This is a genomic window from Pseudoalteromonas sp. R3 (genome assembly GCF_004014715.1).
In the GTDB taxonomy this organism is placed as follows: domain Bacteria; phylum Pseudomonadota; class Gammaproteobacteria; order Enterobacterales; family Alteromonadaceae; genus Pseudoalteromonas.
The window spans coordinates 1,562,546-1,574,543 of sequence record NZ_CP034835.1; the positions used below are offsets into that span (position 1 = coordinate 1,562,546).

The 11,998-nt window shown below is 45.6% G+C and carries 10 protein-coding genes; 5 read left to right on the top strand and 5 right to left on the bottom strand.

The window, feature by feature from the left end; all coding sequences use genetic code 11:
- Nucleotide 1: 1 nt before the first annotated feature.
- Nucleotides 2-307: an outer membrane protein assembly factor BamE gene (locus ELR70_RS11630; protein ID WP_235577058.1), complete on the bottom strand. Its 306-nt coding sequence runs from the start codon at nucleotides 305-307 to the stop codon at nucleotides 2-4.
- Between the two features lie 178 nt (nucleotides 308-485).
- On the opposite strand from ELR70_RS11630, the gene ELR70_RS11635 reads away from it, so the two are divergent.
- Nucleotides 486-800: a GIY-YIG nuclease family protein gene (locus ELR70_RS11635; RefSeq protein WP_235577053.1), complete on the top strand. Its 315-nt coding sequence runs from the start codon at nucleotides 486-488 to the stop codon at nucleotides 798-800.
- Here ELR70_RS11635 and ELR70_RS11640 read toward each other — a convergent pair.
- The 4 genes from ELR70_RS11640 to ilvC form a co-directional block, all read right to left on the bottom strand.
- A complete protein-coding gene (locus ELR70_RS11640; protein WP_082353094.1) occupies nucleotides 740-1,630 on the bottom strand; it encodes a M28 family peptidase in 891 nt (296 codons plus the stop codon). The two genes, ELR70_RS11635 and ELR70_RS11640, sit on opposite strands and share 61 nt — an antisense overlap.
- Nucleotides 1,611-2,816, bottom strand: a complete 1,206-nt coding sequence (locus tag ELR70_RS11645; protein ID WP_054014041.1) for a tetratricopeptide repeat protein — start codon at nucleotides 2,814-2,816, stop codon at nucleotides 1,611-1,613. The genes ELR70_RS11640 and ELR70_RS11645 overlap by 20 nt, the downstream gene beginning before the upstream one ends.
- Before the next feature lie 191 nt (nucleotides 2,817-3,007).
- The gene (locus tag ELR70_RS11650; RefSeq protein ID WP_054014040.1) at nucleotides 3,008-4,915 is read right to left on the bottom strand and encodes a methyl-accepting chemotaxis protein; all 1,908 of its coding nucleotides are present in this window, start codon (nucleotides 4,913-4,915) and stop codon (nucleotides 3,008-3,010) included.
- 219 nt (nucleotides 4,916-5,134) lie between these two features.
- On the bottom strand, nucleotides 5,135-6,607 hold the full coding sequence (gene ilvC, locus ELR70_RS11655; RefSeq protein ID WP_054014039.1) for a ketol-acid reductoisomerase: 1,473 nt from the start codon (nucleotides 6,605-6,607) through the stop codon (nucleotides 5,135-5,137).
- Nucleotides 6,608-6,734: 127 nt separating this feature from the next.
- On the opposite strand from ilvC, the gene ilvY reads away from it, so the two are divergent.
- The 4 genes from ilvY (at nucleotide 6,735) to ELR70_RS11675 (ending at nucleotide 11,998) form a co-directional block, all read left to right on the top strand.
- A complete protein-coding gene (ilvY, locus tag ELR70_RS11660; RefSeq protein WP_054014038.1) occupies nucleotides 6,735-7,625 on the top strand; it encodes an HTH-type transcriptional activator IlvY in 891 nt (296 codons plus the stop codon).
- A 62-nt stretch (nucleotides 7,626-7,687) separates the two neighbouring features.
- On the top strand, nucleotides 7,688-8,323 hold the full coding sequence (locus tag ELR70_RS11665; RefSeq protein WP_128064583.1) for a winged helix-turn-helix domain-containing protein: 636 nt from the start codon (nucleotides 7,688-7,690) through the stop codon (nucleotides 8,321-8,323).
- Nucleotides 8,324-8,718: 395 nt separating this feature from the next.
- On the top strand, nucleotides 8,719-10,539 hold the full coding sequence (locus ELR70_RS11670; protein WP_082353091.1) for a DUF4856 domain-containing protein: 1,821 nt from the start codon (nucleotides 8,719-8,721) through the stop codon (nucleotides 10,537-10,539).
- A gap of 85 nt (nucleotides 10,540-10,624) precedes the next feature.
- A complete protein-coding gene (locus tag ELR70_RS11675) occupies nucleotides 10,625-11,998 on the top strand; it encodes an imelysin family protein (protein WP_054014036.1) in 1,374 nt (457 codons plus the stop codon).

An 11,998-nucleotide genomic window follows, 5' to 3' on the forward strand; every position in this document is an offset into this window, starting at 1 on the left:
CTTATTCTGACAGTGGCGTATTGAAATCTGAAGGTTTATCAAAGTCTCCAGATATATCGCTCAGGTTATCATCTTTGAAATAAACAACTAACTCTCGGCGTTGCTCTGAGTCTCGGCCCAGATTGAACACATATGAGTAATGCCAGATCTCACTGTTAAATGCGTCTTTAGCCACCGGGGTGCCCAATACATATAAAACTTGCTCTTTTGTCATAGCGATTCTGAGCTTATCGACATCGGACTGTTCCAGGAAGTTACCCTGAGGGACGTTTATCCGGTATACCCAGCTGGAACAAGCGGATAGCATGGTCGTCGCAAGAATAATACTAAGCCAAACAAAAAGGCGCTTTTTTAACTGCATGTATGTGTATCCTTATTTTTGGTTGTATGAATGATACAGAATGGATAAAGAAGGTAAAGTAGAATTATTGGTAAGTTTCGACCATTCGCAGTTAAAATAGTTCCATTCGTTCTAATGAGTAGTTATGGTCATGGGTAATGCACAGCCACCATGGTACCTGTATGTGATTGAAAATAGATTTGGCCACTGGTATACCGGGATCACCAACGATGTGACAAAGCGCTTTTCGGCGCATGTTGCCGGTAAAGGGGCTAAAAGCTTGCGAGGAAAGGGGCCGCTTAAACTGGTATACACGCTGGCTGTTGAAGATAAACGCGCTGCTGCCAGGCTGGAATGGAGGTTTAAGCGGTTATCAAAGGCTCGTAAAATCGCATTAGTTCAGGGTGCTGCCGACACTGACAATGCAGAAATAAAAGCGTTAATATGCGCCGAAACCTGAGTTAGCTTAGGGATGTCCACTTTATCAAACTGGTCCTTATATGTGTGATGCAGAGGATCTGTACCAACTCCAAAGTACGTAAAAGGGATCCCGACTTTATGAAAAGCGTAGTGGTCGCTGGCTCTTAACCAGTCAACTCGTGGCGTATCCAGGCGACGTGACATACGCGTTGTGGATGTAAAGACCTGAGCACGTATCTCCTTGTTAAATGCCTGCGCAATATCTTTTGTGTATGCGCTTGCTTGTTTTGAAGCCAGAACATACAGACGATTTCTGCTATTAACTGCAAGCATGTCCAGGTTGATATTCAAAGCGACACGCTCGGGGTCAAGCGTTGCAGCAAAGAAGTGCGCCCCGTACAGGCCTTTTTCTTCCGCATCGGTTGCGACAAAAATAATTTCCCTGTGTCGTACTTGTGTCATCAACTGGCGCGCAATATCTATCATAACAACAACCCCTGAGGCATTATCATTGGCACCAGGGTAGTAACGAGTTCCTTTGCTTCCCAAATGATCATAGTGCGCACTAATGACTAATGCCGCAGAACAGGGCGTCACATTACATGGTAAGGTTGCGACAACATTGTGTCCGTAAGCAAGTTTTCCGAACCCATGGCGAAATCGGAACGACTGGTAATAGACATCTATTCCGGTTTCAACAAAGCGCGAATAGATGTAACGTGCACTTTTGTTGATGTCAGCATGGCCAGAACCCCGGCCCGCATATGCCTCACTGGTTAGTGTTCTCAGGTCGACTTCAATTTTATTTGCAGCCTGTGCAACCGAAATAATGCAACTCAGCCACAGTAGGCTAATTCCTGGCAGTTGCACTCAGCCACTCCAGTTTGTTGCGGTAACGCTTTTTATCATGATTAAAATTGGCGTGATTCAGTGCTCGGTTTAAAAATGTTCTGCTCAGTTCCAACTCTCCCTGAATGTAATAGACTTTAGCTAACCCAAAGTAACCCTCGTGTAGTGAACTGGATAACTTGTTTGCTGCGCGGTAGTGTCTCAGTGCCTTGTCATAGTCTTCATTTGCAAATGCCTCATCACCGAGTGCTATTTGGTAGTAAGGGTTATCTTTGCGTAAGGCATGGAGTTGAGCTCTGATATCCTTTGCTTGCTGCTGTCTGTCTGTCAGTTCATATAATAGAGCCAAATTACCCAGGGCTGTTTTATTTTCGCCATTGATCAGTAAAGCTTGCCGATAAAGCGCTTCGGCTTGGTTAACGTGATCATTGATACGAAATAGCACGGCTAAATTTCCCCACGCTGCGGAGTAGAGCGGATCGATCTCTATAGCGGCCTTAAAATAGCTATATGCCAAGTCCATTTCCTTATTTATCATATGCATCGCGCCTTTATTGCTGTAAAACATTGCGGTGATACGATCTTTGCTGATTTTAGAGGTTGCGAACTTCTGCGCACGGCTATTAGGGTCAAAATCGATAATTACACGTGCCGGGCGGGTGTATAAAACTTCACGGTGATCACTATTTTTTTTGGTATTCATGTTAGTTTGCGTTACGACCACATTTACATGGCCGGTCAATAAGCTGTAACCTTTTGTTTGAGCCCAGTATTCAGGGATATGAACACGCTGGAACTGGCCTTTAAAGCCTAAGTGCTCTGACAAGCTAAATGCCAGAATCGACAGAGAAAGGCAGTTTGCATTGAGGTCATAAAATGTCTCTGTCGCACTGAGGTTCGCACCACGCATATAAGACAAACTCGAATCGCCATTTTCTACCAGAAACTGGAGCAGCTGATCTGCAACCTTGATATTGGAGCCATCATGTCGAGCTAGGTAGCGATCTAAAGTTGCCCGAATATTCGCATCCAATGCAAAGATGGACTGCTGAGACTCAACTGAATGTTGTTTGAAAGGGGCGTTATCAAGAAGCTGCATTTCTATTTCTGGCTGGACCTGAGTCGATTCACATCCACTGAGTAACAAAGTGGAAACAGTCAGAATAGGGCAAAGATAACGTCGAGCGAAGCGCTTGAAACACAGCATAGGGGCATTCCTAAATTCTACAGCTTTCTTTCAGTGTAGCTATTTTGACCGGTTAAGGAAGCAAAAATTGTTACAATCCATTGCAGATGAATGAATGTGAGTACGCCCCAAAGGGCGAGCACAATAAAGTGCAAATAGGGTTCAGACAGAAGGGAATAAGCGGCCAAACGCTGTCAGCCGCTTTGTTTGTACTAGAAACTGGCAACCAGTTTATCGAGTGCTTTGGCCGAATTGGCCAGTTGCTGAATCGCTTGTTCTGTATCGAGTTGTTCACTCATTACGCCATCACTGATCACGCTGATCTGCTCGATACTGCGGCCAACATCCGCAACAACATTACTTTGCTGCTCCGTTGCTGTGGCTATCAAGGTCGTCATGTCATTTATCTGATCTGCTGTTTCCGTGATGGTATTCATCAGCTCTACAGATGTTTGCATATTGTCGACACTTTGTTGCGCTTGCTCAGAAGACAAAGCAATTTGTGTCACGATTGAATCAGACGCAGCTGTGAGCTCTTGAATGGTTGCCTGGATTTCATCCGTCGACTGAGAGGTCCTGCTTGCAAGCGCTCTAACTTCATCGGCAACGACAGCAAAACCCCGCCCGTGTTCACCAGCACGAGCTGACTCAATGGCTGCATTGAGTGCCAGCAAGTTGGTTTGTTCTGATATGCCCCGAATTACATCTAGAATACTGGCGATTGACTGGGTCTTGCTGGCCAAAGTGGCCACTTGATCTGCCATTTGCTGAATATCCAGTGCAAGTTGGTGTAAAGTCCCCTGGCTTTGCTGCACACAGCTGTGGCTGTGTTTAGTGTGTTCGCGGCTTTCGTCGGTGAGTTTTGCGGTATTGTTAGCACTTCCGGCGATTTCTTGCACCGTGGCAGCCATCTGATTGATAGCTGCGGCCACAGACAAGGTCTGGGATTTTTGTTCATCCAGAGACGATGAGTTTTTCTTTGCCTGAGCAAAGACATGCTCACTGGCAACGCGTATATCACTACTTTCTTTTGCGACATTGCAAATAGCAGCTTCAATTTTTTCGATAAATTGATTAAACCCCTGACCCAGCGCTTGCAATTCTGGCTGCTCTGCATTGGGAACGCGATAATTCAGCTTTGCGTCACCGCTGCCAAGTTGACGAAATACGTCGGCCATTTTCAGTAACGGCGCACTGAGGTTGCGTGCCATAAGCATACTGGCAATACATACCACAGCGACCACAATTAGCGCCCAGAAGATAATTTGCCATTGTAACGAAGACACCTGAGCAAATACTTCGGCTTTAGGTACCTGTGCAATAACCAACAGCTCTGTGCCCTCGATAGGACTGGCTGCAACCAATGAAGGAGCGCCATCGGCTTCCAAATCCAGTACCACAAAGTCGCGGCTATTACGCAACTGACCAGCAGCTGTTACGCCGTAAAGGTCCGCGAGCTTTGTTTTGGCGACTTTGCTGGCATCGGGGTGAAGTTGCACAACACCTTGTGATTTTTCAACTACAAACACAAATCCACTTTGTTCAATTTTCATATTTGCCAGCATGGTTTGCATCGCATCGATACTTTTTGCCAGGCCCGCCAAGCCAATGCCATTGGTCTGTTGATGATTGACGAACATCTTTACATCACCAGGTGCTTCCTGATAGATGCTGATGGAGTATTCTTCGCTACTTTGGGTAAACTGGAAAAACCAGCCATCTTGTTGTTGATTGAGTACCCGCAAGAACCCATTTTGATTCCAGTATTGTCGCGTTTCTCTGTTGGCCCAGGAAGCGGTGACCAACGCGTATTGATTTTGTACGCGGGTCAACTCCGTGAGCAAAACCTGCTCATCTAGTTGACCTTTATTGACCGAATCAAGCAAAAACTGATTGCTTGAAAGTTGCTTCGCCGCACTCTTAAGCTGGCCAATTTGTTGGCTAATCGACTTGTTGATGCTCTCAACCTTGCTGGGCAACTCAGATCCCAGCATGCGGGTTTCGATCATAGACTTGGCCTGATAGGTAGAAATAAAGCCGATCAGACAAGCGACAACAACCGCGATTAAACTGCCCAGCAGAGTAATTCGTTGTGTAATTGTTAAACCAGTGTTATGCATTAATCTCACTACTTTTTGATCCCGTGACTCATAATTTTAGCATGGTCAATAATTAACACCTATAGGTATAACGTTACTGTCATAATAGTGTCATGTTTTTAATAGCAAAAAAGCCCACTGCATCGCAGGTGGGCCTTGGTTTCTAACAAGCGAACTAAAATGGCAAATTTGCTTGGGGTAAAGCCTTTAATTACTTTAAAGGCTTTACCTATCAGATGGTTATATTATTTTCTTCATCGCAGACATATAGCCGCGTAAGGTATTGCCAACCACTTCAACAGGGTGATTTCGTATAGCGGCATTGACGTTGATCAGCGTTTGGTTATCCACTTCATTAGAGCTTTGTGAAAGCCCTTTACCAATAACGTCTGTACCGATTTTCTCCATAAACGGTTTGAGTAACGGTAAGCAGGCATGGTTGTACAGATAGCAACCGTATTCCGCTGTGTCTGAAATGGTGCGGTTCATTTCGAATAGCTTTTTACGTGCTATGGTATTGGCAATTAAAGGCGTTTCATGCAGAGACTCATAATAGGCGGACTCTTCGATAATACCGGCCGCTGTCATGGTTTCAAATGCCAGCTCTACACCCGCTTTGACCATAGCAACCATCAAAATACCATTGTCAAAAAACTCCTGCTCTGCAATTTCTTGCTCACAATTGGCTTGTTTTTCAAACGCCGTTTCGGCAGTCTCGGCACGCCAGCTTAGCAGTTTTGCATCGTCTTCATGCCAGTCTGCCATCATGCCCTGTGAAAACTCACCACTGATAATGTCATCCATATGTTTGTTGTATAGTGGGCGCATAATGGCCTTGAGCTCTTCGCTCAATTCAAATGCTTTGATTTTGCCCGGATTCGACAGGCGGTCCATCATATTAGTGATACCACCATGCTTAAGCGCCTCAGTGATCACCTCCCAGCCGTACTGGATGAGTTTTGAGGCATAACCAGGTTCAACACTTTGTTCAACCATTTTGTCAAAGCACAACAAAGAGCCAGTTTGTAGCATGCCGCACAAAATGGTTTGCTCGCCCATCAAATCTGACTTAACTTCAGCGATAAAAGATGAATGTAGTACACCCGCACGATGTCCGCCTGTGCCAGCTGCATAGGCTTTTGCCTGAGCCAGACCATGTCCCTGAGGGTCGTTTTCAGGGTGGACCGCGATAAGCGTTGGCACACCAAAACCACGCTTATACTCTTCTCGAACTTCAGTGCCAGGACATTTGGGAGCGACCATGATAACAGTGATATCATCTCGGACCTGCATTCCCTCTTCGACGATATTAAAGCCATGAGAATACGCCAGTGTGGCGCCTTGCTTCATTAGCGGCATGACAGCTTCGACAACCGCAGAATGCTGTTTGTCAGGGGTCAGGTTTAGTACCACATCAGCCTGTGGGATCAGGGTCTCATAGGTTCCGACCTCAAAGCCATTGTCGCTGGCGTTAAGGAATGACTGACGCTTTTCATCAATAGCTGATTGACGTAACGCATAGCTGACATCCAGACCAGAATCACGTAAGTTAAGACCCTGATTAAGGCCCTGGGCGCCACAGCCGACGATCACCAGCTTTTTACCAAGCAGAACGTTCACGCCGTCCTCGAATTCTTTGGGATCCATAAAGTGGCATTGAGCCAGTTGGGCAAGCTGCTCTCGTAGTGGCAGTGAATTGAAATAGTTCGCCATGATTTGTCCTGTTTGATTCTTCTGGAATAAGGTATAGGGTGTAGCCTAGTAGCAAGTTGAAGTTGCGTAAAATGATATATTTAAATTATTGTATTTCACATAATGAAACACTCCGAGTGTAATCACGATGGATCATAAACAGTTGAAGTATTTCCTGGCACTGGCGGATACCTTACATTTTTCCCGAGCCAGTGAACGTTGCTACATTAGCCCGCCTACGCTAAGCCGCCAGATAAAGCAGTTGGAAGAGGAGGTTGGGGCGCCTTTGTTTATTCGTGACAATCGCAGTGTCGCGCTAACCCCGCAAGGGCAGGCATTCATTCAATACGCACAAGCTACATTGACAAGTTGGCGGCAGTTCAAAAGTGAATGTCTGGATGAAGACAAGCCTTTGAGCGGGGAGCTGAGCCTGTTTTGCTCGGTAACGGCATCTTACAGCTTCATTTATGATTTGTTTGCGCGTTATCGTCAGGATTTTCCGCAGGTTGAACTCAATTTACTGACAGGAGATCCGGCAAATTCCATTGCACAGGTGCAAGGAGAAGTTGTGGATGTAGCGGTCGCCGTTAGGCCTCGCAATCTTCCTCAGGGACTTGAGTATCTGAGTATTGGCCGTTCCCGGTTGTTGTTTATTGCCCCAACGATGAAATGCCCGTTGAGCGATTTGATTGAGCAACATCGGGGGGAGTTGCCCTGGGAGCAGGTACCTTTCATAGTACCAGAGCACGGCGTATTGAAAGAGCGCCTGGATGTGTTTTTTAAGAAAAAAGTGCTGCAGCCAAAAATTTATGCGCATGTTTCTGGGCATGAAGCGATGGTGGCGTTGACCAGTCTGGGGTTTGGCGTTGCCTATGTCCCCGAAGTTGTGTTGGAACAAAGCCCGTTCAGAAATCAGGTGCAGACATTGGGCTTGCAGAGTGAAGAAATTGAAATCGGCCTGGTATGCAAAAAGAAACGGCTGCAGGACCCTGTCGTGAGTGCCTTGTTTCGTGTTGCAGAGCGTTTGTTTGCTGTGTAAAGCGTTTGTTCAGCTAGCGTCACTAGACTAACCGTCACACATAGTTCGAACGAGGCTTTTTCGTGTCAACGGTATTAATCGCACAAGATGAAAAAGGACACAGCATCGCGCCTTTCGAGGCACTACAACAGCATGGTTTCACCATGCGGTTTATCAATATTCATGATGCAACCAGGCAAGGTAATGCCAATTTGCAGGTAGACAGTATTGTGATCGGCCAGACGCTGGCTACCAGTGCACAATATGACACCATTAATACACTCAAATCGTGCTTTGATGCGCCTCTTATGGTGTCTCTTGATGAAGATAATGAGGACTTGCAAAGCCTCATGCTGGAACTGGGGGCGGATGACGTTATCCCATGTATGGCTAAGCCCAGGCTGTGGCGTGCCCGTCTGGATGCGCTGGCCCGCAAGCACCCGGTTCCTCCTGTGCCCTGCGCAGGCATGCCACATGAACTCCACTTTGGAGAACTGAGTTTAAACTTTAATGAGCGCAGCGTATCACTGGCACAGCAGCCGGTTAATTTAACCAGCCATGAATTTGAGCTGCTATGGTTGCTGGCCTCGCGAGCGCCGGAAGTGGTCAGTCGTGAAGAGATTTATAAAAAGGTTGTCGGGCAACACTATCAGGCGAACAGCCGGACAGTGGATGTACGTGTGTCATGCCTACGTAGAAAGCTGGGGATACCGCTGTAGGTGCTGAAAAAATTAAAACGGTTTGGCGTAAGGGTTATCTTTTTGTAAAAGAGGCGTGGACCTCCTTAAATTAAAGTCATACTTTGGCGAAACTTCCATATTGGATAGTTCCAATTATTCGAACTATCCATTCGCTCTCAATTGTACATACCTTTTAGCCTGTAACCCTTTCATATATCCGAAATTTCATTTAAACCTATATATATCAATGGTTTGTATGTGTCCTTGTATTGCCGGGTCTATATCTCGAAGCCTTTACAGGTGAAATAACTTGCATGTTCCTTGATCTAAATCGTGCATTTAGCAACGTAAATAGAATTGATTGCTATTTAAAGCGGTGTATACTTAACGCGACTAAGAATAATTTTTAACATTGCTTTATTAAGGAATGCTCAATGATTTTTAAAAAATCTCTGCTTGCTACTTCTATTATTGTTGCGACTTTGGGTCTAACTGCCTGTGGTGGTTCAAGCTCGAATGACAACAAGGTTCAGACGCCAGATACGACTACACCACCTGCACCAACAGTAAACGAAGCGCCCACAGCGCTGACACTAAAAAGTACAGATGCTGATGTCACTGAAGTGACTGTGACTGAAAACATGGTTGCAGTAGAGATTGGTACTCTAGTAGTAACTGACGGTGATGATGATACCCATACTTTTTCTGTGTCTGACGAGCGTTTTGAAGTTGTAAATGGTGTTTTGAAATTAAAAGCCGGTGAGCACCTGAACTATGAACTGGAGCAGGAAGTTAAACTAACTGTTACTGTAGTAGATGGTTCTGATAATGAAGAAAGCTTTGATATCGTATTCAAAGTACTTGATGAAATGGACTATGACTTCATCAGCCGCTTTGAAGAAGGTAAGTCTAGCGTTGCATATTCGGGCCAGATTGCTCGTCATGTGTTGATTAAAGAGTTGTATAACTACATCGGCAGTGATCAATTTGTTAACGATGCAAAAGATACCAACGCGACAAAAGAAACCTTGTTAGCCGCGATAAACAGCTTCTATGCTGTTTCTGAAGAAGAATACAGCGATGTTTGGGGAAAGCGCGACCTGACAATCGTCACTGATCCTGCTGCGCAAACTAAATTGACTGACATTTCTTCATCGCACAAAGACCTCAGTGGTAAAATTGCGGGCAATGATGCTAAAGGCCAGTACAAAGATTGGACTGAAGATGGCAGCTTTACAGGCTGGACGGCGATTGCAGCAGACGGTGAAACACCTATCCCTGAGCTGTTTGTGAAGCAATTATTTGACCAGTTAGCCGAGCGCGCACTTGCCGAGGCTCCATTAGATCCTAGCGGTAACGATATTGACACTATTTATGTTGCTGAAAATGGCGTTGATCTCAACCAGTTAATTCAGAAGTTCTTATACGGCGCTGTAGCGTTCTCGCAAGCGGCAGATGATTACCTGGATTACGACACAGATGGTAAAGGTCTGACGACTGATAACACTGTCGCTGTTGAAGGTAAAGCTTACACTAACCTTGAGCACCAGTGGGACGAAGGTTTTGGTTACTTCGGTGCAGCACGTAACTACATGAGCTACACGGATGACGAAATTGCCGGTAAAGGTGGCCGAGATGCATTCAAGGCAGGTTACAACGATGCAAATGCTGACGGTAAAATTGACTTCAACTCGGAGTACAACTTTGGCAACTCAACCAATGCAGCCAAACGTGACCGTGGTACTGTAAACAATACAAATCCAACAGATTTGAGCAAAGAGGCTTTTGAGGCTTTCTATAATGGTCGTAAGCTGATTAACTCGACAAACGGTGCGTTAAGCGAAACACAAATGGAGACCCTGAAAGGTCATGCGAAAGACGCATTGCTGGCATGGGAAAAAGCCATTGCCGCGACAGTTGTTCATTATATCAACGATACTCAAAAAGATTTAGACTTGTTGGCGGCCGAATTGGCAGGTACTGCTGAGGAAGAGTACACTTCTTCTGACTTTGCTACACTGGCTAAGCACTGGTCAGAAATGAAAGGCTTTGCGCTAAACTTCCAGTTTAACCGTTTCTCACCTTTCTATGCAGAAGCTAACGTTGGCAAGTTTGAGCAAATGCATACTTTGATGGGTACTCAGCCTGCGATTACTGCAGATGCAATCGCAGCCTATAAAGTTGATTTGAAAGCGGCTCGTGACATCCTTGAGGAAGTATACGGCTTTGATGCAGAGAACGTTGCCAACTGGTAATTTTTTAACGATTCTTTGAACTTTAAAAAGGTTAGCAAATTTTGCTAGCCTTTTGCGTATCTAGACTATTCATTTGAGGCACATAATGAGAATACACTCCAGACCTATTTTATTGGCAGTGGCCATTGGTTTGGCATTAAGCGGGTGTGGCGAAAGTACGTCAAGCTCTGCAGGCCCTGGCTATAAACAAGCTACTAACACAGATGATAACCAAGACACTGGTAATGATAACCAAGATACAGGTAATGATAATCAGGACTCATCCAATGGTGGCTCTGATACACCTGATTCGGGTCAGGATAATAACCAGGGAACTTTCAGCCAGCAAAAGTTAATTGCAAACCTAACTGATAATGTGTTCACCCCAACTTTCCAACAATTTGCTAACAAAGCAAGTGCACAACCAGACATAGTTAAAGCGTACTGTGATTTGGAAACTGCGTTTGATCCTACTCTGAGCGATGAGGCTGCAAAAGCGGCACGAGATGAAGCTCTGCTTGCAGCCCAGAACAGCTGGAAAGAGACAATGGTGAGCTGGCAACATGCTGAGCTCATGATAGTGGGCCCTTTGTTGGCCGATGACAAAGCACTTCGTAAAGATATTTATTCGTGGCCAGATACCAATTACTGTAATGTTGATCAGGACGTTGCTTACTTTGCGCAGGGTAATATTAACGGTGTGCCCTATGATATCAGTAAGCGTAGCGATAAGCGTCGAGGTTTAGATGCATTGGAGTACTTGCTATTTAACAATAACTTAGACCACAGCTGTTCAGCTGCTGCTGCAGGAAATATCCTGGCACAGTGGAATACTCAGGATGAACAGCAGCGTCGCTCAATGCGCTGCCAATATGCCGTAGAAGCGTCGAAAGACCTCAAAGAAACCGCAGAACGCCTGATGTTTGAGTGGGCTGGCGATCAAGGTTATGCCGCCAAATTGAAAAATGCCGGCGCATCGGGCAGTGAGTTTGCCACCGTTACTGAAGCTGTAAACCGTATTTCTGATGCTCTGTTCTACATGACGGAAGAGTTAAAGGATTACAAATTGGCGACCCCGCTGGGATTATTTGCCAACCAGTGTGGCACAGAAGTGTGCCCAGAAGCCGTTGAGTCACGTTATGCCAAGCATTCTATCGAGAACATTCAGGCGAATATTGCTGCGTTTGAGCAGATCTTCCTTGGGCAGGGTACGGACAGTGAAGACACAATCGGTTTTGATGATTTCCTGGATAATCAATCTGCCAGTCAAACCAAAGACGTTATGATCCAGGGTATCGCAAATGCGAAAGCCGCGACAGCAGCACTGAATGATAACTTACAGCAAGCGTTGAACGAAGATACTGCGGGAGTGACGAATACACACGCAAAGGTTAAAGATGTCACTGATCAGCTTAAGAACGACTTCATCCAAAAACTGGCTCTGGAACTTCCAAAAACATCGGCAGGTGACAATGACTAA